This window comes from Mycobacterium sp. SMC-18, from assembly GCF_045310895.1.
In the GTDB taxonomy this organism is placed as follows: Bacteria; Actinomycetota; Actinomycetes; order Mycobacteriales; family Mycobacteriaceae; genus Mycobacterium.
This window is the reverse complement of the sequence record NZ_JBJIAL010000012.1, coordinates 14,641-35,291: the sequence shown is the minus strand read 5'-3', so window position 1 is coordinate 35,291 and position 20,651 is coordinate 14,641. Positions and strand designations below refer to the sequence as shown.

General features: G+C 68.7%; 20 protein-coding genes. 9 read left to right on the top strand and 11 right to left on the bottom strand.

The window, feature by feature from the left end; translation table 11 throughout:
* The first annotated feature begins 21 nt into the window (after positions 1–21).
* Positions 22–1,383, top strand: a complete 1,362-nt coding sequence (locus ACJH6J_RS12900; protein WP_346414402.1) for an acyltransferase — start codon at positions 22–24, stop codon at positions 1,381–1,383.
* On the opposite strand, the gene ACJH6J_RS12895 is transcribed toward ACJH6J_RS12900, so the two are convergent.
* A complete protein-coding gene (locus ACJH6J_RS12895) occupies positions 1,305–2,018 on the bottom strand; it encodes a hypothetical protein (protein WP_244872614.1) in 714 nt (237 codons plus the stop codon). The two genes, ACJH6J_RS12900 and ACJH6J_RS12895, sit on opposite strands and share 79 nt — an antisense overlap.
* 91 nt (positions 2,019–2,109) lie before the next feature.
* On the opposite strand from ACJH6J_RS12895, the gene ACJH6J_RS12890 reads away from it, so the two are divergent.
* Positions 2,110–2,598 (top strand): MarR family transcriptional regulator, encoded by a 489-nt coding sequence (locus ACJH6J_RS12890; protein WP_318985322.1) that lies wholly within the window; start codon positions 2,110–2,112, stop codon positions 2,596–2,598.
* 1 nt (position 2,599) lies between these two features.
* On the opposite strand, the gene ACJH6J_RS12885 is transcribed toward ACJH6J_RS12890, so the two are convergent.
* The 4 genes from ACJH6J_RS12885 to hemW form a co-directional block, all read right to left on the bottom strand.
* Positions 2,600–3,943 carry a salicylate synthase gene (locus ACJH6J_RS12885; RefSeq protein ID WP_318985323.1) on the bottom strand — a complete coding sequence of 448 codons (1,344 nt, stop codon included), beginning with the start codon at positions 3,941–3,943 and terminating at the stop codon, positions 2,600–2,602.
* 52 nt (positions 3,944–3,995) lie between these two features.
* The gene (locus ACJH6J_RS12880; RefSeq protein ID WP_346414479.1) at positions 3,996–5,750 is read right to left on the bottom strand and encodes an ABC transporter ATP-binding protein; all 1,755 of its coding nucleotides are present in this window, start codon (positions 5,748–5,750) and stop codon (positions 3,996–3,998) included.
* A 2-nt stretch (positions 5,751–5,752) separates the two neighbouring features.
* On the bottom strand, positions 5,753–7,555 hold the full coding sequence (locus ACJH6J_RS12875) for an ABC transporter ATP-binding protein (protein WP_346414401.1): 1,803 nt from the start codon (positions 7,553–7,555) through the stop codon (positions 5,753–5,755).
* An 82-nt stretch (positions 7,556–7,637) separates the two neighbouring features.
* Positions 7,638–8,780 carry a radical SAM family heme chaperone HemW gene (gene hemW / locus ACJH6J_RS12870; RefSeq protein ID WP_346414400.1) on the bottom strand — a complete coding sequence of 381 codons (1,143 nt, stop codon included), beginning with the start codon at positions 8,778–8,780 and terminating at the stop codon, positions 7,638–7,640.
* On the opposite strand from hemW, the gene ACJH6J_RS12865 reads away from it, so the two are divergent.
* From ACJH6J_RS12865 to epsC, 7 genes are all read left to right on the top strand, one after another.
* Complete coding sequence (locus ACJH6J_RS12865) at positions 8,766–8,975, top strand: Ms4527A family Cys-rich leader peptide (protein ID WP_406804039.1); 210 nt, start codon at positions 8,766–8,768, stop codon at positions 8,973–8,975. The two genes, hemW and ACJH6J_RS12865, sit on opposite strands and share 15 nt — an antisense overlap.
* A gap of 124 nt (positions 8,976–9,099) precedes the next feature.
* On the top strand, positions 9,100–10,764 hold the full coding sequence (locus ACJH6J_RS12860) for a nitrite/sulfite reductase (protein ID WP_212812264.1): 1,665 nt from the start codon (positions 9,100–9,102) through the stop codon (positions 10,762–10,764).
* Positions 10,765–10,781: 17 nt separating this feature from the next.
* Entirely contained in the window at positions 10,782–11,474 is a 693-nt protein-coding gene (locus ACJH6J_RS12855) for a phosphoadenylyl-sulfate reductase (protein WP_406804038.1), read from the top strand.
* Positions 11,475–11,511: 37 nt separating this feature from the next.
* Positions 11,512–12,213, top strand: coding sequence for a sirohydrochlorin chelatase (locus ACJH6J_RS12850; protein ID WP_406804037.1), 702 nt, complete (start codon positions 11,512–11,514; stop codon positions 12,211–12,213).
* A 296-nt stretch (positions 12,214–12,509) separates the two neighbouring features.
* Positions 12,510–14,426, top strand: coding sequence for a potassium transporter Kup (locus ACJH6J_RS12845; protein ID WP_318985327.1), 1,917 nt, complete (start codon positions 12,510–12,512; stop codon positions 14,424–14,426).
* A gap of 150 nt (positions 14,427–14,576) precedes the next feature.
* The gene (cysK, locus tag ACJH6J_RS12840; RefSeq protein WP_406804036.1) at positions 14,577–15,512 is read left to right on the top strand and encodes a cysteine synthase A; all 936 of its coding nucleotides are present in this window, start codon (positions 14,577–14,579) and stop codon (positions 15,510–15,512) included.
* A 35-nt stretch (positions 15,513–15,547) separates the two neighbouring features.
* Positions 15,548–16,144, top strand: coding sequence for a serine O-acetyltransferase EpsC (gene epsC, locus ACJH6J_RS12835; RefSeq protein ID WP_318985329.1), 597 nt, complete (start codon positions 15,548–15,550; stop codon positions 16,142–16,144).
* 87 nt (positions 16,145–16,231) lie between these two features.
* On the opposite strand, the gene ACJH6J_RS12830 is transcribed toward epsC, so the two are convergent.
* From ACJH6J_RS12830 to ACJH6J_RS12805, 6 genes are all read right to left on the bottom strand, one after another.
* Entirely contained in the window at positions 16,232–17,293 is a 1,062-nt protein-coding gene (locus ACJH6J_RS12830; RefSeq protein WP_318985330.1) for a sulfate ABC transporter ATP-binding protein, read from the bottom strand.
* Positions 17,294–17,316: 23 nt separating this feature from the next.
* Positions 17,317–18,129 carry a sulfate ABC transporter permease subunit CysW gene (gene cysW, locus ACJH6J_RS12825; RefSeq protein ID WP_318985331.1) on the bottom strand — a complete coding sequence of 271 codons (813 nt, stop codon included), beginning with the start codon at positions 18,127–18,129 and terminating at the stop codon, positions 17,317–17,319.
* Complete coding sequence (cysT, locus tag ACJH6J_RS12820; protein WP_346414399.1) at positions 18,126–19,010, bottom strand: sulfate ABC transporter permease subunit CysT; 885 nt, start codon at positions 19,008–19,010, stop codon at positions 18,126–18,128. The genes cysW and cysT overlap by 4 nt, the downstream gene beginning before the upstream one ends.
* Positions 19,007–20,047: a sulfate ABC transporter substrate-binding protein gene (locus ACJH6J_RS12815; protein WP_346414398.1), complete on the bottom strand. Its 1,041-nt coding sequence runs from the start codon at positions 20,045–20,047 to the stop codon at positions 19,007–19,009. The genes cysT and ACJH6J_RS12815 overlap by 4 nt, the downstream gene beginning before the upstream one ends.
* A 119-nt stretch (positions 20,048–20,166) precedes the next feature.
* A complete protein-coding gene (locus ACJH6J_RS12810) occupies positions 20,167–20,259 on the bottom strand; it encodes an Ms4533A family Cys-rich leader peptide (RefSeq protein ID WP_350224460.1) in 93 nt (30 codons plus the stop codon).
* Between the two features lie 121 nt (positions 20,260–20,380).
* Positions 20,381–20,575: a hypothetical protein gene (locus tag ACJH6J_RS12805; RefSeq protein WP_346414397.1), complete on the bottom strand. Its 195-nt coding sequence runs from the start codon at positions 20,573–20,575 to the stop codon at positions 20,381–20,383.
* Positions 20,576–20,651 lie beyond the last annotated feature (76 nt).

Below are 20,651 nucleotides of genomic sequence, written 5' to 3'. Positions count from 1 at the left end.
GCGCTCGGGCATCATCAGCTCATGCCGAGACTGTTGCCCGATTTCCACACCGTGATCGACGGCACCGCGCCCGACCGCGACCGCAGCATCGACGTGGCGCGCCTGGGTGCGCTGCTGGTGGTGATGTTCGGTCACTGCACGATGCTGCTCGCCACCATCAAGGCCGACGGCATCCACATCGGCAACACCCTGGGCGCCGTTCCCGGCCTGCAGCCGGCCACCTGGGTGTTGCAGGTCATGCCGTTGTTCTTCTTCGCCGGAGCCACGGCGGGCATTCACAGCTGGCGTGCCGGGACGCCCTGGGGCACCTGGCTTTTCACCCGCGCGCAACGCCTGTGCCGACCGGCGCTGTGGTACCTGGGCGCCTGGACCGTCGCCCTGATCGTGGTGCGGTTCACCATGGGTGCCGAGTCCGCGGCGGCCCTGGGCAACGAGGCCGTCGCACTGCTGTGGTTCCTCGGCACCTATCTGATCGTGCTGGCGTTCGTCCCCGCCTTGGCGCGCTTGCGCTCGGCGCGGTCGGCCGCACTGGTCGTCGCGGCCCTCATGGCGGCTGCGGCGCTCGGCGACTGGGCCCGGATCAGCACGCACATGCTGGAAGCCGGCGCGGCGAATCTGATTGTGGTCTGGCTGATTCCGATGGTCATCGGCGCGGCGTACGCGCACCGGCTCATCGCACCGAGGACGGCGCTGGCCGTCGCCGCCGGCACCCTGGCCGTCCAGGTGCTGGTTGCCAGGTACGGGCCCTACGACGTGTCACTGGTGGTCACCGGCACCGAACGGATGTCGAACGTCACCCCGCCGACGCTGCTGCTTGCCCTGCAATGCGTCTGGATGTCCAGTCTGTTCATCGCCTGCGCCGGTGCGGTCCGCCGGTGGGCCGGGCGTCCCCGCATCTGGTACCTGATCGTGGTGGGCAACAGCGGGGCGATGACGTTGTACCTGTGGCACATCGCGGCCATCGCCATCGCGACGTTCAGCCTGCATGCCGTGGGCCTGGACGCGTACGACCCGGCGGCCCCGTACTTCTGGCGCAACATCGCGATCCGCGCGCTGGTCTTCGCCGTGGTGATGACGGTCATGTTCCTGCTGCTGTCCCCGCTCGAGCACAACCCGCTGCGCTGTTGGGACGCGCGCGTGCGGGCGACGGGTCGCGCGTCGACCGCGGCCGGTGTGCTGGTCTGCGTGGCCGGGGTGGCGCTGCTGCTGATGGCCAAGAACGGGCTGGGCACGAGCGCGGGCTGGATGTTGTTGGCGCTCTTCATCGGTGCGCTCACCGGGGCCCGACTCAGTGCGGGTCGAACTCAGTGCGCGCTGACGAACGTCACGGTCGGCGTCGATGAACCCTTGACCAACGTCGGCCCGGAAGCGGACAAGACGTAGGACTCGTTGCCCGTGGGGTAGCCGCCGCCGTTGGTCGAGATGTGCACGTGTGTGTAGTGATTGGCGTCGGGCCCGCCGTAGTCCGGCATCCGGTGGGCGGTGCCGTCCGGGAAGTAGATGGCCTGCCGCCAGATCACATGGTTCAGATCGAACTTCTGCGCGTTGGCCAGCACGTACCGCAGGATGCGGTCCCCGAGCGCCTTGCCTGCCGACGACCCGTAGTCGGGCACCATCACGTCGAGCGCCAGGCCTTCGGGATGCCAGCGCAGCGCGTCCGGCCGGACCCCGGTCATGGTGTGAATCTCCGGGAACGTCGCGCTGACCGCGCGTTCGGCGAGGATGGTGTCGACCTGCAGGCCGCGTTCGGCGGCGACGCCCACCGGCAAAGCCATGGTGCGCACCATGGCGCGCGAACTCTCGGCGGCCTCGGCGACGATCAGCGAACCCGGATGGGAAGCGGCCCGCTCGGCCAGGACCACCTGCGCGCAGCAGACATCCACGTCAGCGGCGGTGGTGACGGCCTGGGTCGCGGTGCCGGCGGTGACGAACGCCGCAGCCGGCATGACGAGCGCCGCCAGAGCCACCGACCAGCGGCGCCTGGCGCGCGTCGCGGTAGCTAATCCGGCCTTGTCCACCGGTGCACCATACCCCGCAGGTCACCGTTTGATAACGGCTTCAAAATTAGCGAGCTGGTAAATTATCTCTACCCCACGAGGAGGAACCGCGGTGTCCGCCCAACCGAGAACCGCCGCCGAGCCGTCGGTCGACACCATCGCCGACGCTCTCGTGACCGCATCGCGCCTGCTCCTGGACATCACGGCCCGCTCCGTTGCGGTCGTCGACGACATGCTGACAATCCCCCAGCTGCGGGTCCTGGCGATCCTGGCGGCACACGGCACGAGCAACCTGACGACACTTGCCGGTCAGCTCGACGTACAGCCCTCGACGATCGGCCGGATGACCGAGCGCCTGGTCACGGCCGGTCTGATCGACCGGCACCCGAACCCCGGTTCCCGCCGCGAGATCGTCGTGGAGCTGACCCGCCGGGGACGCGCCGTCGTGGACACCGTGACCGCCCGCCGCCGTGCCGAGATCGCCCGGATCGTCGAGGTCATGCCGGCCCGTGAGCGCATGGGGTTGGTCCGCGCGCTCCACGCGTTCACCGACGCCGGCGGCGAACCGCCCGCCGACGCCCCGGCCGGCCTGGACTTCTAGCTCAGGCGCGGGGCACCAGATACGGGGCCAGCGTCGTCAGCTTCTCGCAGGTCTCCTCGAACTCGCGTTCCGGCGTCGACTCGGCGATGATCCCGGCGCCGGCGCGCAGCCAGGTCCGGCCGTCGGCCTCGTAGGCCGAGCGCAGCGTCAACGCGGCGTCCATACCGCCGTCGGCGCTGAACATCACGACCGCGCCGGAGTACAGACCACGCGGCGACTCGTCGAGCCGCATGATGGCGTCGACGCTCTCGGCCTTGGGAATGCCCGAGGCCGTCACCGCCGGGAACAGCGCCTCCAGCGCATGCATCCGGTTCATATGTTCCGACAGCTCGCCGGACACCGTCGAGCCCAGGTGCTGCACGCTGCCGCGCTCCCGCACCGTCATGAAGTCGCTGACGACCGTGGTGCCGGGCTTGGCCACCTCGGCGATCTCCTCCTGCGAGCTGCGGACCGAAATCGCATGCTCGACAATCTCTTTCGAGTTCGATTCCAGGTCGGCGCGGGCAGCGCGGTCGTGATCCACGCCGCGGCCGAAGGCGCGGGTGCCGGCCAGCGGCTCGGTGACCACGGTGCCGTCGGCCCGCACCGCGGCGACGAGCTCCGGACTGAAGCCCAGCGCGCGAATTCCGCCCAGCCGCAACAGGAATGACCGCACCGGGGTGTTGTTCGCCCGGCCCACCCGGTACGTCGCCGGGAAGTCGACCGCGAACGGCACCTCGAACCGGCGCGACAGGATGACCTTCTGGTAGTCGCCCGCCACAATCTCGGCGACGGCGGCGGCAACCCGCGACGGGTAGTCACTGCCGTCGACGCTCACGTCGACGGCGCGGGTGGCCCCGGCCGCCGGAATACCCGACTGCAGCAGCCGATTCAGCGTCTCGACCACCACGTCCCCGTCGCCCGACACGCACACCTCGCCGTCGGCGACGACCACCTGCGTCTGCGCGCTGAAGACCCGCGCCAGCGGGGTCCCCGCAGGCAGTCGCTGTGCCAGCCCGAAGCGGTAGGTGCCGAATTCGAAAGCGACCCAACCGAAAAGCCGGTCCGTCTCCAGGAGCAGCCGGTCGACGGCGTCGCCCAGCACCTCACCGGGCCGGCCGCTCCACGCCTGGCGGGCGACTGCGCCGCCGGCGTCGACGATCCGCAATTCGTCGCTGTCGAATTCGATGGCGGTGCGCACTCCGATGGCCAGCACCCACTCGCCCGAGTGCTCGTAGCCGACATAGTCGGCGCCGGAGCGCTCCGGAAGTTCGGCTGCCAGTTGCGCGATCAGATCGGCCGGGACGACGTCGGCGGGCAAAGCAATGCGCGTCACCGACGCCGCGTCTATAGCTTCAGCAGTCACGAAAGTTAATTTAGCCTAACCTCACCCAAAAAACACTGCCCGCCCCTGTGATTCAGGACCCAGCGCCGGCTTTCGCCTCCCGCGTCGCGACGGTCCACCCACTGGCCGACGTCCGCTGCGCCCAGAAGTCGGCGTAGCGGCCACCGCGCGCCATCAGCTGGTCATGCGTGCCAATGTCGTCCACCGTGCCGCGATCGGACAGCACGACGATGTTGTCGGCGGCCGTGACCGTCGACAGCTTGTGCGCGATCACGATGACGGTGCTGCGGTCCGCCAGTTCGCGGATGGACGCGGCGACGTGGCGTTCGTTCTCGGGGTCCAGCGCGCTGGTGGCCTCGTCGAACAGCACCACCGGCGCGTTTTTCAGCAATGCCCGCGCGATCGAGACGCGCTGGCGTTCACCGCCGGACAGCGCCGAACCTCCCTCGCCGACCCGCGTCTGCCAACCGGCCGGCAGCCGGTCCACGACGGACTGCAGGCCGGCGGTGCGGGCCGCTTCCCGGATGTCGTCGTCGGACGCGGCCGGGGCCCCGATCCGCACGTTCTCCCAGAGCGTGTCGTCGAACAGGTACACGTCCTGGAACACCAGGGACAGCTGGGCCATCAGCTCCGCGGTGGTCTGGTCCCGGACATCGACGCCACCGACGCGGACCACGCCGGCGTCGACGTCGTAGAAGCGCGCCAGCAGCCGCGTGATGGTGGTCTTGCCCGAGCCCGACGGGCCGACCAGCGCCGTCATGGTGCCCGGCGCCGCGACGAAGCTGACGTCCTCGAGCACGCGGCGCCCCGGATAACTGAAGGCGACGCCGTCCAGTTCGACCTGTCCGGGCATCGAGACCGATTGCGGTGCAGCCGGTTCCGGGAGCGCCGGGGTGTCGAGCACCGACGTGATCCGATCCAGTTCGGCACCGGCCATCCGCATCGCGGAGCCGTATTCGGCCAGTTCCGACAGCGGCGAGGTGAAGCGCGCCGCCAGCCCGAGGATGGCCACCAGCGTCACCGGGTTGATCGCACCGCCGACGGCCAGCCAGACGCCCACTGTGATGAGTCCGCCGAGCACCGCCTGCACGCCGACGCCGCTCAGCATCATGCCCGCCACCGAGGCCCACAGCGCCCGTTTGCCGACCCGCTCTTGCTCGGCCAGCGCCCCGGTCAGCGGATCGAATTCGGCCCCGGTCCGCCCGAACGCGCGCAGCACCGGCTGGCAGCGCGCGAATTCGATGACACGGGAGTTCACCTCGATCTCGGCGGCATGCGTGCGCGCCTCGGCCGACGCGATCAACGCCGCGGACGCCCGGGTGGCCAGGATCAGGACCACGCCACCCGCCAGGGCCGCGACGCCGATCCGCCAGTCGAAGACGAACAGCCCGACCACGACGGTCAGTGCGCTGGTGGTGTTGACCACCAGCGGCGTCACCAGGTGCGCGCTGCTCGTGCCGACGAAAGTCGTACCCTTGACCGCGATCTGGGATACCTGGCCGACCCGCTCGCGGGTGAACCAGCCCAGCGGCAGGGTCACCATGTGGTCGCCGAGCCGGTGGTGCAGCAGCCGCATCGTGGTCAGGGCCATCCGCATCGACTGCGCGGCCTGCACGTAGTGCGCGACGGCGCTGAGCAGCACCACCACCGCCAGGACGACGAGCCAGCGACCCGCCGCACCGAAGTCACCGTCGAACAACGCCAGCGAGATCGGCACCAGCAGCGTCATCGAAAGACCGTGCAGCAGGCCGTAACCGACGGCCCAGGCCAGGAAGCTGTACATCCGCCCGCGCTCGGGGCCGAGGATCCGCAGGAACCCGTTGATCATCGTCATCGCGCCGCCTCCAAGTCACCGGTGGCCGTGTAGGTCTGCCACATGCGCGCGAAAACCCCTTCCGCAGCGAGCAATTCGTCGTACCGCCCCTGTTCGGCGATGCGCCCCTCCCGCAGGACGACGATGTTGTCGGCGCCGACGATCGACCCCAGCCGGTGGGCGATCACCAGCACGGTGCGGCCCTCGATCAGGGTCGACAGCGCGGCCTGGATCTGCGCCTCGGAGTCGGGGTCGGCGAAGGCCGTGGCCTCGTCGAGCACGAGGATCGGGGTGTCGGCGAGCAGCGCGCGGGCGATGCTGATGCGCTGCGCCTCGCCACCGGAGAAGTGCGCGTCCTCGCCGACCACCGAGTCATACCCCTTGGGCAGTGCCAGGATCCGGTCGTGGATGTGCGCGGCGCGCGCCGCCTGCCGCACCTCCTCGTCGTCGGCACCGGCGCGGCCCAGCCGGATGTTGTCGGCCACGCTCATGCCCAGCAGCTGCACGTCCTGCAGGACGAAACCGACGTGCCGGTACAGCACCGCGGGGTCGATCTGACGGACGTCCACGCCGCCGATGCGCACCTCGCCACCGGTGACGTCGTGAAAGCGCGGGACGAGCGTCGCGAGCGTCGACTTGCCGCTGCCCGACGGGCCGACCAACGCGGTGATGCTGCCGGCGGGCAGATCGAGCGAGATGTCGTGCAGCACCGTGTTGGTGCCGTCGTACGAGAATTCGACGCCCGAGAAGCTGACCGAATTATCTTGCGGCACTTGCGGGTTCTGGTCGATCGGCAACTCGGGGGCGGTCAGCAGCGCCGTCAGCCGGCCGGCCGCGGCGACGGCCTGGCGGCTCGCGGCGGCGGAGTACCCGACGGCCAGCACGGCGGTGGGGATGGTGACGGCGACGAGCGTCGACCCCAGCACCTCGATGGGCGTCACCCAGCCGCTGCGGATGAACCACAGCCCGCCGGCGAGGTTCACCAGCAGCACCACCGGTGCCTCGACGAACACCGACGACACCGCGCGCAGCCGCACCATGGGCCCCACGAATCCGGCGAAGCCGTCGTTGAACTCGTCAGCAGCGTCGGCAAATCGCTTGTGCGCCTTGCCGGTTTCCCCGAAGGTCTTGACGACCGAGACCCCGGCGATGAACTCGACGATGGTCGCGCTGATCTGGGCGATGCCCTCGTTCATCTGGGCCATGCGGGCCATCGCGCCGCGCATCAGGACGCTGTAGACGACGAGGTAGATCGGAATGGTGCCGATGGCCAGCAGCCCCAGCCGCCAGTCCAGGTACCAGCAGTACGCCAGGCCGAATGCCGGTGTGGCGAGCGCGCCGGTCTTCTCGACCGCGGCGTGGGCCACCAGGTGGTGCAGCTCGCCGACGTCGTGCTGGACGGCCTTGCGCACCTCGCCGGAGGACGTCGCATCGAACCAGCCCAGCGGCAGCCGTCCCAGCGCGGTCACCAACCGGCGGCGCAGCTCGCCCTGCAACTGGACGTCGGCGTGGTGGGTGAGCGTCAGCGCCAGGCCGCCGGCCAGGGTGCGCAGGCCGAGGCCGCCGCCGATGAAGACCGCGACGATCGTCCACACCCGGGCCGCCTCGATCGGGCCACCCGCCAGCAGATACCGGCCCAGCTCGACGATGCCGATGAACGGCACCACCGTCGCGGCCGCCGCGATCAGCTGCAGCAACTGCGCGAGCGCGGTGCGCCCACGCACCGGGGCCAGCAGCTCCTTGAGCGCCGCGCGGTCCTGCGCGGCCGCGAGCTTCGCCTGTTTGAGCTGCGCACGCGGCGACGGTTCTGCGTCGGTCATCGGAATACCCACTCCACCCGTAGACTAAGGTTTGCCTAACCATAGCGACTGGCTGTGGGATGCGAGAACCCGCCCGCTGGGTTCAGTCCAGGACCGTGCGCACCACGGCGTCGGCCAGCAGCCGGCCGGACTCCGTCAGCACCAGACGGTCGTCGGTGACCGCCACGAGGCCGTCGGCCACCGCGCCCTCGGCCCGGTCCCGCTCGGCCGCGGTGAGCACGGCGACCGGCAGACCGCTGCGCAGCCGCAACCGCAACATGACGTCCTCGACGTGCCGGGTGGCGTCGTCCAGCTCCTCGAAGTCCGCGACCGGCAGTCTGCCCGCGGCGAGGGCCTCGGCATAAGCGTTGGGGTGCTTGACATTCCACCAGCGCCGGGCGCCGACGAAACCGTGCGCACCCGGCCCGGCGCCCCACCACTGGCCGCCGTCCCAGTAGCCGAGGTTGTGCCGGCACTCGCCGCCCGGACGGCTCCAGTTCGACACCTCGTACCAGTCCAGCCCGGCCTGGCTCAGGTGCGTATCCAGCAGCTCGTAGCGGGTCGCGAGCACGTCGTCGTCGGGTGCCGGGATCTCGCCGCGCCGCACCTTGCGGGCCAGCGCGGTGCCGTCCTCGACGATCAGCGCGTACGCCGAGACGTGGTCGACACCGGCCTCGATGGCCGCATCCGCGGACCGGCGCAGATCGTCGTCGGACTCCCCCGGCGTCCCGTAGATGAGGTCGAGGTTGACGTGCGCGAACCCGGCCGCCAGCGCCTCCCGCGCCGCCGCCGGGGCGCGGCCGGCCGAGTGGGTGCGGTCGAGTGCCGCCAGCACGTGCGGCGCCGTCGACTGCATGCCGAGGGAAACCCGCGTGTAGCCGGCGTCCAGCAACTCGGCGAAGAACTCGGGCGACGTCGACTCCGGGTTGGACTCGGTCGTCACCTCGGCGCCGGGGCCGAGGTGGAAATTGTCCCGCACCGCGTCGAGCACGGCCCGCAGGCCGGAGCCACCCAGCAGCGACGGGGTGCCGCCGCCGACGAACACCGTGTCGACCGGCAGGTCGACCTGGGCGGCGGCCATCGCCAGCTCGGTGCGCAGCGCCGTCAGCCAGCCCTCGGGGCTGGCTCCGCCCAGCTCACTGGCGGTGTAGGTGTTGAAGTCGCAGTAGCCGCAGCGGGTTGCGCAGAACGGGACGTGGATATAGATGCCGAACGGCCCGGTAGCGCTGGTATGGGCGTCGGTCATGGCAACCAGTGTCCCACCGCGGCGAGCGAGGTTTTGCTCGCGATGATTCCGAACCTGGCCCGGTTAGGCCGAATGTCCTGTTCGTGGCAGAATGGCCGGGTGTCCGCCAGCCTCAACCGCGCCCTCGGTTCCGCATTGGTAATGCGGCGGCATGTCGACTTCAAGCGCGTATGCAGCTGTTGCTGTCTGCCTTGATGCTGCCTTGATGCCCTAGTTCTGACCACCAGAATCTTTCAGCCGGCACAGGATCGGCAGTGCCGGACAGCCCCCCGGTGTACGCGTGATCCAACGCCAGCTCTTGCGCGAAGGAAACCACCCAGTGACAACAGCAAAACCCGCCAAGACCCGCGACGAAGGCCAGTGGGCGCTGGGCAACCGTGAACCGCTGAACCCCAACGAGGTGTTCAAGCAGGAGGACGACGCCCTCAACGTGCGGCAGCGCATCATCGACGTCCACTCCAAGCAGGGCTTCGAGTCGATCAGCAAGGACGATCTGCGCGGACGCTACCGCTGGATGGGTCTGTACACGCAGCGCGAGCAGGGCTACGACGGCACCTACACCGGCGACGACAACGCCGACCTTCTCGAGGCGCCCTACTTCATGATGCGGGTGCGCTGCGACGGCGGCGCCCTGACCAGCGCCGCGCTGCGGACCATCGGCGAAATCTCGGTCGAGTTCGCCCGCGACAGCGCCGACATCACCGACCGCGAGAACATCCAGTACCACTGGATCCGCGTCGAGGACGTGCCGGAGATCTGGCGTCGCCTCGAATCGGTCGGTCTGCAGACGACCGAGGCGTGCGGCGACTGCCCGCGCGTCGTGCTCGGTGGCCCACTGTCCGGTGAGTCCCTCACCGAGGTGCTCGACCCGAGCTGGGCCGTCGACGAGATCGTGCGCCGCTACGTCGGCAACCCGGAGTTCTCGAACCTGCCGCGCAAGTACAAGACCGCCATCTCGGGTCTGCAGGACGTCGCGCACGAGATCAACGACATCGCCTTCATCGGCGTCAACCACCCCGAGCACGGCCCCGGCCTGGACGTCTGGGTCGGCGGCGGCCTGTCCACCAACCCGATGCTGGCCCAGCGCCTCGGCGCGTGGGTGCCGCTGGCGGAGGTGCCCGAAGTCTGGGAGGGCATCACCAAGGTCTTCCGCGACTACGGCTACCGCCGTCTGCGCTCCAAGGCCCGCCTTAAGTTCCTGATCAAGGACTGGGGCGTGGAGAAGTTCCGCGAAGTTCTCGAGACCGAATACCTCGGCCGCAAGCTCATCGACGGCCCGGCGCCCGAGCAGGTGCCGCACACCATCGACCACGTCGGCGTGCAGAAGCTGAAGAACGGCCTGAACGCCGTCGGTGTCGCGGCCATCGCCGGCCGCTCGTCGGGCACCATCCTGACCAAGGTCGCCGACCTGGCCGAGGCCGCCGGCTCCGACCGGATCCGCCTCACCCCGTACCAGAAGCTGATCATCCTCGACGTGCCCGACGACAAGGTCGAGGAACTGATCGCCGGCCTGGACGCGCTTGGCCTGCAGACCCGGCCGTCGCACTGGCGCAAGAACCTGATGGCCTGCACCGGTATCGAGTACTGCAAGCTGTCGTTCGCCGAGACCCGGGTCCGGGCGCAGTCGCTGGTGCCCGAGCTCGAGCAGCGGCTCGCCGACCTGAACTCGCAGCTCGACGTGCCGGTCACGATCAATCTCAACGGCTGCCCGAACTCGTGCGCCCGTATCCAGATCGCCGACATCGGCTTCAAGGGCCAGATGATCGACGACGGCAACGGTCCCGAGGAGGGCTTCCAGGTGCACCTGGGCGGCAGCCTGGGCCTGGACAGCGGTTTCGGGCGCAAGCTGCGTCAGCACAAGGTGCTGGCCACCGAGCTCGGTGACTACATCGACCGTGTCGTGCGCAACTTCGTGAAACAACGCGAGGCCGGAGAGCGTTTTGCCCAGTGGGCCGTTCGGGCCGACGAAGCTGACTTGAGGTGACCTTGGTGAACACAGCCATGACTGAAACCGAGCTACGGGAACTCGCCGAGCGCGGCGCTGCCGAACTGGCCGACGCCGGCGCCGAGGAACTGCTGCGCTGGGTCGACGAGAACTTCGCCGGCCGGTATGTCGTGGCGTCCAACATGCAGGACGCTGTGCTCGTCGAGATGGCCGCGAAGGTCCGTCCCGGCGTCGATGTCCTGTTCCTGGACACCGGCTACCACTTCGCCGAGACCATCGGCACCCGGGACGCCGTCGAGGCCGTCTACGGCGTGCACGTGGTGAACGTGACGCCCGAGCACACCGTCGCCGAGCAGGACCAGCTTCTCGGCAAGGACCTGTTCGCGCGTGATGCGGCGCAGTGCTGCAACCTGCGCAAGGTGCAGCCGCTGTCCAAGGCACTCAAGGGCTACTCGGCGTGGGTGACGGGCATCCGCCGTGTCGAGGCGCCGACGCGCGCCAACGCGCCGCTGATCAGTTTCGACGAGGCGTTCGGTCTGGTGAAGATCAACCCCATCGCCGCGTGGAGCGATGACGACATGCAGGCGTACATCGAAGCCAACGGCATTCTGGTGAATCCGCTTGTGGACGAGGGCTATCCGTCCATCGGCTGCGCACCGTGCACCCAGAAGCCGGCCGAGGGCGCCGATCCCCGCAGTGGTCGCTGGGCCGGTCTGGCCAAGACCGAGTGCGGTCTGCACGCGTCCTGAGTTCGCCCTGGGCGAGCGCAGCGACGGGAAGGAACCCGTGCAACTGATCCTCACCGCGCACGGCAGTGCCGATCCGCGGTCTGCGGCGAACGCCCGTGAGGTGGCCCGCACCGTGGCCGCCCTACGGCGCGACGTCGACGTCAAAGTGGCGTTCTGCGAACAGAATTCGCCGAATCTGCGGGACGTGCTGGCCGACTCCCCAGCCGACGGCGTCGTGGTGCCACTGCTGCTGGCCGACGCCTATCACGCGCGCGTCGACATCCCCGCGATGATCGCCGACGCCGGTCCGGCGGTCCGGCAAGCGGCCGTGCTCGGCGAGGACGATCGGCTGATCCACGTGCTGAGCCAGCGGCTGACGCACTGCGGGGTGTCCCGGCTGGACTCGAGCGTCGGCGTCCTGGTGACGGCTGTCGGGTCGTCGTCGGCGGCCGCCAACGCACGCACCGCCACCGTGGCCCCCGGGCTCGCCGCGGGCACCCACTGGCACGCCACGACGGCGTTCGCCACCGGCCCGCACGCCAACCTGGCCCGAGCCGCCGAGCTGTTGCGGGATCAGGGTGCGACGCGTCTGGTCATCGCGCCCTGGTTCCTGGCCCACGGCACGATCACCGATCGCGTCGCCGAATTCGCTGCGGCACAACACCTCGCCATGGCCCAGCCGCTGGGCGCACACCGGCTCGTCGCCGAGACCGTACTGGACCGCTTCGACGAGGTCGCCGCGATTCCACGCGCCGCGTAACTCGTCTGAATCCCGGCAAGACCGCGGCCGGCGCCGTATGGATTGCGTATAGATCGTGGAATTGCACCGACGGCGCCGGTTGACTCGGCCTCATGCGAATTTTCGGGATCGCCGATGTCTGAGCTGCTGCAACTGCTGTCGATGATGGCGCTGCCGGCGACGGTGCTGCTGGTGTGCCGACGCGTCAACCGGCGCAACCCGCCGTCGGGCGCAGTCCGAACCTGACAACACTGCACGGCTACGTCGCCTACGATCCGGACGGTTGGTCAACGATCCGGACGAAGGAGACGCCGCGCGTGGGCACACACCCCGACACCGGTCGGAAGGGGCTGGGAGCGGGCCTGGCCATCAGCGCACTGGGCGTCGTGTTCGGCGACATCGGCACCAGCCCGATCTACACGATGCAGACGCTGTTCAACCCCGATGACCCGCATCCGGTGCCGATCAGCCACGACAACATCTATGGCGTCGTCTCCCTGGTGTTCTGGTCGGTGATGCTGATCGTCACCATCACCTACGTCAGCTTGGTGATGCGCGCCGACAACGACGGCGAGGGCGGCGTCATGGCGCTGATCACCCTGGTGAAGCAGTCGTCGAACAAGCTCGGCAGGCGCACCGCGGCCTTCCTCGCCGCGCTCGGAATCCTCGGTGCCGCACTGTTTTTCGGCGACTCGATGATCACCCCGGCCATCTCGGTGCTGTCGGCCGTCGAAGGCTCGAAAACCATCGACCCGGGCCTTGCGGACTGGGTGGTGCCCATCACCGCGGTGATCATCATCGCGTTGTTCAGCGTGCAGCACCGCGGCACCGCGGTCGTCGGCAAGTTCTTCGGTCCGGTGATGATCGTGTGGTTCACGGTGATCGGCGCCTGCGGCGTCGGCGGCATCATCAGGGAGCCCGAGATCCTGCGCGCCCTGAATCCGCTGTACGCGCTGGGCTTCATGGCCGGGCATTTCCACATCGCGTTCTTCGCGCTGGCCGCCGTGGTGCTGTCGGTGACGGGCGCCGAGGCCCTGTACGCCGACATGGGGCATTTCGGCCGCAAACCGATCACCGTCGCCTGGCTGCTGCTGGTGTTCCCGGCCTGCATGTTGAGCTACTTCGGGCAAGGCGCGCTGCTGCTGCAGAACCCGAACGTCCACGATGCCCCGTTCTTCCTGCTGACGCCCGAATGGGGCCGGCTGCCGATGGTCCTGCTCGCCACCGCGGCAACCGTGATCGCGTCGCAAGCCGTCATCACCGGGGCGTTCTCCGTCGCCGCCCAGGCCGCACACCTCGGTTATCTGCCGCGGCTGCGGATCCTGCACACGTCGGCGTCCACGATGGGCCAGATCTACGTGCCGTGGATCAACAGCATGCTCCTGATCGCGGTGCTGACCCTGGTCTTCGCCTTCCGCAGCTCCGCGGCGCTGGGCTACGCGTACGGCATGGCGGTCACCGGGACCATGACCATCACCACGCTGCTGTTCCTCAACATCGCCCGTGCCAGGTGGAACTGGCCCCTGTGGTCCGTGATCACGATCGGGGTCCCGCTGCTCACCGTGGACCTGTTGTTCCTCGCCGCCAACCTCACCAAGCTGGTCCACGGCGCCTGGCTGCCATTGCTGATCGGGTTGATCGCGTTCACGGTGATGACGACGTGGCAGGACGGCCGCGCGGTGGTGACGCGGGCCCGTGACGCGGTCGAAGGCCCGCTGCGGCAGTTCGTGGAATCGATCGTCACCAGCGATCCGCCGTTGACGCGGGTGCCGGGCACCGCGGTGTTCCTCAACCGCGGCATCGAGACCGCACCGCTGGCCATGCGCGCCAACGTGAAGTACAACCGCATGCTGCACGAGCACGTCGTGGTGCTGTCGCTCGAGACCGCGACGGTGCCGAGGGTCGCCGACGGCGCCCGCTTGGCGGTCGACGATCTGGGCTACCGCGACGACGGCATCATCCACGTCACGGCCACCTACGGATACATGGACCGGCCCGACGTGCCCGCCGCGCTGGCGCTGCTCGACTCGGCTCGCACCGAAGGTCCACTGGATCTGGCCGGTGCGACCTACTTCCTGTCCAAAGTCGATCTGGTGATGGGCAAGGAACCATCGATGGCCCCATGGCGGACAAGGCTTTTCATCGGCACGTCCTACATCACGTCAGATGCCGCGGCCTACTTCCGGCTGCCCCTCGACCGCACGGTGATCCTGGGCTCCCGCATCGAGGTGTGAAATACCCACCCCGGGCTCGCGCGTTGTCGCAAACAGATAGATTTTGTGATGAATGAAACCCTTGACGGGACACCCGCCATTCAGCAGATTCGGCAGGTGCCTGCGCGGGCATCACAATTTCACCAAGCTAGCGCCGACGAGAGGTCACCGATGGGCAAGATCTACGCCAATGTCACCGAATTGGTCGGGCGCACGCCGCTGGTCCGGCTCAACCGGTTGACCGAAGGCGCCGGCGCGCAGGTCGTCGCGAAGCTGGAGTTCTACAACCCGGCGAACAGCGTGAAGGACCGCATCGGTGTGGCGATCGTCGACGCCGCCGAGCAGTCCGGTGAACTCAAGCCCGGTGGCACCATCGTGGAGGCCACGAGCGGCAACACGGGGATCGCGCTGGCGCTCGTCGGCGCGGCCCGCGGCTACAAGGTCATCCTGACCATGCCGGAGACCATGTCTCTCGAGCGACGCGTGATGCTGCGCGCCTACGGCGCCGAGATCGTGCTGACGCCGGGCTCAGAAGGCATGGCCGGTGCCGTCGCCAAGGCCAAGCAGATTCTCGCCGAGACCCCGAACTCCGTCGCCGCCGATCAGTTCGCCAACCCCGCCAACCCGGCGATCCACGAGAAGACCACGGCCGAGGAGGTCTGGGCCGACACCGACGGTGCGGTCGACATCTTCGTCGCCGGCATCGGTACCGGCGGCACCCTGACGGGCGTCGGGCACGTCCTCAAGGCCCGCAAGCCGGACGTCAAGATCGTCGGCGTCGAGCCGATCGACTCCCCCATTCTCACCGGCGGCCAGGCCGGGCCGCACAAGATTCAGGGCCTCGGCGCGAACTTCGTTCCCGAGGTCCTGGACCGGTCTGTGTACGACGAGATCATCGACGTCGCGTTCCCGGACGCCATCGAGGTGGCGCGCGCGCTGGGGACCGATGAGGGCATCCTCGGCGGCATCTCGGCGGGCGCCAACGTGTGGGCGGCCCTGCAGCTCGCCAAGCGTCCCGAGAACGACGGCAAGCTCATCGTGGTGGTCATCCCCGACTTCGGCGAGCGGTACGTCTCCACGGCGCTGTACGAGCACATCCGGGACTGACCGGGGCGAGCGAAGCGACGGGAAAAGAAACAAAAATGACGCTGTTCGCCGGGGCTCTTTCGACCCTCCGCGAGGACCTGGACAACGCGCGCAGCCACGACCCGGCGGGACGCGGGGACTTCGAGAACGCCCTGGTGTACTCCGGCCTGCACGCCATCTGGTCGCACCGCCTGGCCCACCGGCTGTGGGCCCGGCCGGCCGGGCGTGGGCCGGCCCGCGTGCTGGCTCAGGTGACGCGGTTCCTCACCGGCATCGAGATTCACCCGGGTGCGACCATCGGGCGGCGGTTCTTCATCGACCACGGCATGGGCGTGGTGATCGGCGAGACCACCGAGATCGGCGACGACGTCATGGTCTACCACGGCGTGACCCTCGGCGGCCGCAGCCTCAACAAGGGCAAGCGCCACCCGACAATCGGCAACCGCGTGACCGTCGGCGCCGGCGCCAAGGTGCTCGGCCCCATCCTCGTCGGCGACGACTCGGCCATCGGCGCGAATGCCGTTGTGACACACGATGTTCCGGCGGACTCCATCGCCACCGGCATTCCAGCGATCGTGCGCCCGCGCACCGAGAAACAGCGCGAACCCGCCGTCGACCCGACAACCTACATCGACCCCGCGATGTACATCTGACGCACCCGGCCACCGGGTCAACACGCAAAACACTGCGGCCGCGCAACCAGTCTGGTTGCGCGGCCGCAGTGCGTGATCCCTGGTGGCTCAGGCCCCGGCGAGGACCGCCTCGACTTCTTGCGTCTGCCCCGCGATCGGCGGGATGCGGGTGGCCCGGACGTACACGGTGTCGCCCTCGATGAGCTGCAACGCCTCGGCGTCACCGCGCGTGATCTGGGCCGTGAACGGCGTGTGGTCCGCTGCGGTCGTCAGCTCGACGCGAACCTCGAAGCCGAGGACGACGACGCGGTCGACCTTGGCGCGGAGTACGCCGGTGGCCGCGACGTCGTCGTCGGCCTGCGAGATCGCCATGTCGGGGTTGCGGCCCACGCGGATGTCGTGCGGGCGCACCAGCGTGCCGTTGATGGTCGACACGGCGCCGAGGAACGACATCACGAACGGGTTGGCCGGGCTGTCGTAGACCTCGGTCGGGGACCCGACCTGCTCGATGCGGCCCTTGTTCAGCACCGCGATCCGGTCGGCGACGTCGAGCGCCTCGGCCTGGTCGTGCGTGACGAGCACCGTGGTCACGTGCACCTCGTCGTGCAGACGGCGCAGCCAGCTGCGCAGGTCGTCACGCACCTTGGCGTCGAGGGCGCCGAACGGCTCGTCGAGCAGCAGCACCTGGGGATCGACCGCGAGGGCCCGGGCCAGCGCCATGCGCTGACGCTGGCCGCCCGACAACTGGCTGGGGTAGCGCGTCTGGAAGCCGCTGAGGCCCACGACCTCGAGCAGGCTGTCGACCTTCTCCTGGATCTCCGCCTTCGGCTTCTTGCGGATCTTCAGGCCGAACGCGACGTTCTCGCGCACGGTCAGGTGCTTGAACGCCGCGTAGTGCTGGAAGACGAACCCGATGCCGCGGCGCTGCGGCGGCACCCCGGTGACGTCGTTGCCCTTGATGGTGATGGTGCCGGTGTCCGGGGTGTCGAGGCCGGCGATGGCCCGCAACAGCGTGGACTTGCCCGACCCACTGGGGCCCAGCAGCGCGGTCAGCGAGCCCTCGGGCACGTCGAAGTCGACGTTGTCGAGGGCCGCGAAGTCGCCGTACCGCTTGTTGGCACCACGCACCGTGATGGCGGGAGTGCTGCCCTGCTTCTGCTCGTCACTCATGATCGGTTCTTCCTATCGAAAAGCTATTGTGCCGCCCGGACACGCCGGGCGTCGAGGATTACCTGCACGATCAGCACGATCACCGCGACCGCCATCAACAGAGTCGACACGGCATAGGCGCCGTATTCGGCGCCGCGGCTGTACCGGTCCGAGACCAGCAGGGTGAGGGTCTGGGACTGGCCGGGCAGATTGGAGGACACCATGATGACGGCGCCGTACTCCCCCAGCGTGCGGGCGACGGTCAGCACGATGCCGTAGGTCAGGCCCCAGCGGATGGACGGCAGCGTGATACGCCAGAACGTCTGCCACCACTGCGCGCCGAGGGTGGAGGCCGCCTCTTCCTGGTCGGTGCCCAGTTCATGCAGCACCGGTTCGACCTCGCGGATCACGAACGGAACCGTGACGAAGATGCTGGCGAGCACGATGCCGGGGAAGCCGAAGATGATCTTGAGGCCCCAGCTGTTCTCGACGAAGCCGAGCAGGCCGGCCGAGCCCCACAGCAGGATCAGGGCCACACCGACGACGACGGGCGACACCGCGAACGGCAGGTCGATCACCGCTTGCAGCACGCTCTTGCCGCGGAACCGGTTGCGGGCCAACACGAGTGCGGTCGGGACGCCGAACAGCACGTTGAGCGGCACCACGATGGCGACGACGAGCAGCGACAGCTGCAGCGCGGAAATGGCTGCCGGCGTGGTGATCTGGGCGAAGAACTCCCCCAGGCCGGGCTGGAACGTGCGCCACAGGATCAGGCCGACGGGCACGATGACGAGCACGGTGATGTAGGCCAGCGCCACGTACCGGGCCAGGTAGCGGACCAGTGGCGAGAGAGTCATGGCGCCAGCTCCTCACGCTTGGCCGCCCGCGATCCGATGACCCGCAACACGAACAGCACCAGGAACGAAATCACCAGCAGCACAATCGAGATCGCGGCCGCGCCGGTACGGTCGTCGTTCTCGATCAGGGTGCGGATCCACTGCGACGACACCTCGGTCTCGCCAGGCACCGCGCCGCCGATCAGCACCACCGAACCGAATTCACCGATGGCGCGGGAGAAGGCCAGGCCGGCTCCCGACAGCAGGGACGGCAGTAGCGCCGGCAGTACGACCTTGGTGAAGATGACGAAGTTGTTGGCGCCGAGCGACGCGGCGGCCTCTTCGGTCTCCTGGTCGAGTTCGAGCAGCACCGGCTGCACCGACCGCACCACGAACGGCAGCGTGACGAACAGCAGCGCGACGCCGATGCCCCACTTGGTGTGCTGCAGATGCAGATTCACCGGGCTGGCCGGACCGTACAGCGCCAGCATCACGAGGCTGGCCACGATGGTCGGCAGCGCGAACGGCAGGTCGATGACGGCGTCCACCAGTCGCTTGCCGACGAAGTCGTCCCGGGTCAGCACCCACGCCACCAACAGCCCGAAGACCAGGTTGATGAGCGCGACGGCCGCCGAGACCTCGAGCGTCACGCGAAACGACGCGATGGCCGAATTCGATGTGACCGCGGACCAGAAGTAACCCCAGCCGCCGCGAGCGGATTGGACCAGGATCGCGGCGAGCGGCAGCAGCACGATGACGGAGAGCCAGATGCTCGCCGCCCCCACGCGCAACGACGTGGTGCCGAATGCGTGCCGTACGCCGGACCCCGGCCCGGTCGAGCCACCGTTGCTGGTGGACTCGGGCCGGGCCGGGGTGCCGTCAAACGTGGTTGCGGATGTCATCCAGTGGCCTGCTTGTAGATCTTGGTGATGCTGCCGTTCTCCTTGTCGAACAACGCGGGATCGACGGTCTTCCATCCACCGAGGTCAGCGATGGTCCACAGCTTCTCCGGGGTCGGGAAGTCCTTGGCGAACTCGGCGGTCACGGCCGGATCGACCGGACGGAACCCGGCCTGCGCCCACAGCTTCTGTCCATCCGCGGTGTAGAGGAAGTTCTTCAGCGCGTTGGCCTTGTCCTGGTGCGGACCCGACGTCACGACCGCCACCGGGTTCTCGATCTTGAAGGTCTGTGCCGGGTTGACGTGCTCGACGTCCTTGCCCTGGCGCTCGACGTTGATGGCCTCGTTCTCGTAGCTGATCAGCACGTCACCGGTGCCGTGCAGGAACAGGTCGGTGGCTTCGCGGCCCGAGCCCGGACGGGTCTTGACGTGCTCGACGACCAGCTGCCGCACGAAGTCGATGCCGGCCTGGGCGTCCTTGCCACCGTTGCTCTTCGCGGCGTACGGGGCCAGCAGGTTCCACTTGGCCGAACCCGAGCTCAGCGGGCTGGGCGTGACGACCTCGATGCCCGGCTTGAGCAGGTCGTCCCAGTCCTTGATGCCCTTGGGGTTGCCCTTGCGCACCACCAGCGACACCACCGAACCGAACGGGATGCCCTTGGTGGCGTCGGCGTTCCAGTCCTTGCTGACCTTGCCGGCCTTCACCAGGCGGGTGACGTCGGGCTCCACCGAGAAGTTGACGATGTCGGCGGGAGCGCCGGACTCGACCTTGCGCGACTGGTCGCCCGAGGCGCCGTACGACGTGGTCACGGCGACGCCCTTGCCCTCCGGGGTGGCGGCGAACGCCGGGATGATCTTGCTCCAGCCGGGCTCCGGCACGGCGTAGGCCACCAGGGTGAGGGTGGTGTTGGCACCCGACTGTGCACCGCCACCACCGGCGGTGTCACTCGCGCCGCCACCGCAAGCGGCGAGCACCGTGGTGCTGGCCACGACGGCAGCGACCGCGGTGGCGGGCCGCCAGTTCTTGATGATCTTGTGCATTGATGAACCTTCCTTGCTGGTTTACGGATGGATTACCCGTCACACGGCAAGGGTGATTGATCAGCACGTGGGCATAGCAGAAGCCGACGCCGATCCCAGAAACCGCGGACGGAAACGGGTCAGCGACAACAGGCGACGTCAGCAACAGCGCGGGTACCCACGGCAATGAGAGCCAGGATGTGGCCCTCGGTTGTGCCGGACGCTGCGTGCATGGCGGGAAGAATATCAGAGGTCGGCTGGTAGCAACTGCTCAGCGAGTCAACAGCCACGTGACGATGACCAGCACCACCAGCAGGACCAGGATCAGCGTCACCCGCGACTGCGGCAGTCCGTTCACAGTGCGTCCTCCTCGACGTGGCGGGCCCGGTGCAGCAGGGTGATGGAGTAGCCCAGCGCCACGTCGAGCAGCACTGCCAGGCCATATGCGAGGCCCAGCACCACGGGCATCACGATGATCGTCTGCACCACGAACGACAGTCCGGACAGCCACAGCTCGACGCCGTCCCACCAATTCAGAATGCCGTTCATCGATTCCCACCCTACGGTGTGCGCCCTTTCGAATCGCGTTGGGCCGAACCCGGCAGGCCCCCGCGAGGGCGTTCGG

Excerpts from the sequence above, each read along its gene's own strand:
- ACJH6J_RS12900 (WP_346414402.1), top strand. The coding sequence starts at position 22 with ATGCCGAGACTGTTGCCCGATTTCCACACCGTGATCGACGGCACCGCG.
- ACJH6J_RS12880 (WP_346414479.1), bottom strand. The coding sequence starts at position 5,750 with ATGATCAACGGGTTCCTGCGGATCCTCGGCCCCGAGCGCGGGCGGATG.
- ACJH6J_RS12875 (WP_346414401.1), bottom strand. The coding sequence starts at position 7,555 with ATGACCGACGCAGAACCGTCGCCGCGTGCGCAGCTCAAACAGGCGAAG.
- ACJH6J_RS12865 (WP_406804039.1), top strand. The coding sequence starts at position 8,766 with ATGGGCGTCGGTCATGGCAACCAGTGTCCCACCGCGGCGAGCGAGGTT.
- hemW (WP_346414400.1), bottom strand. The coding sequence starts at position 8,780 with ATGACCGACGCCCATACCAGCGCTACCGGGCCGTTCGGCATCTATATC.
- ACJH6J_RS12855 (WP_406804038.1), top strand. The coding sequence starts at position 10,782 with ATGACTGAAACCGAGCTACGGGAACTCGCCGAGCGCGGCGCTGCCGAA.
- cysK (WP_406804036.1), top strand. The coding sequence starts at position 14,577 with ATGGGCAAGATCTACGCCAATGTCACCGAATTGGTCGGGCGCACGCCG.
- epsC (WP_318985329.1), top strand. The coding sequence starts at position 15,548 with ATGACGCTGTTCGCCGGGGCTCTTTCGACCCTCCGCGAGGACCTGGAC.
- ACJH6J_RS12830 (WP_318985330.1), bottom strand. The coding sequence starts at position 17,293 with ATGAGTGACGAGCAGAAGCAGGGCAGCACTCCCGCCATCACGGTGCGT.
- cysW (WP_318985331.1), bottom strand. The coding sequence starts at position 18,129 with ATGACTCTCTCGCCACTGGTCCGCTACCTGGCCCGGTACGTGGCGCTG.
- cysT (WP_346414399.1), bottom strand. The coding sequence starts at position 19,010 with ATGACATCCGCAACCACGTTTGACGGCACCCCGGCCCGGCCCGAGTCC.
- ACJH6J_RS12815 (WP_346414398.1), bottom strand. The coding sequence starts at position 20,047 with ATGCACAAGATCATCAAGAACTGGCGGCCCGCCACCGCGGTCGCTGCC.
- ACJH6J_RS12810 (WP_350224460.1), bottom strand. The coding sequence starts at position 20,259 with ATGCACGCAGCGTCCGGCACAACCGAGGGCCACATCCTGGCTCTCATT.
- ACJH6J_RS12805 (WP_346414397.1), bottom strand. The coding sequence starts at position 20,575 with ATGAACGGCATTCTGAATTGGTGGGACGGCGTCGAGCTGTGGCTGTCC.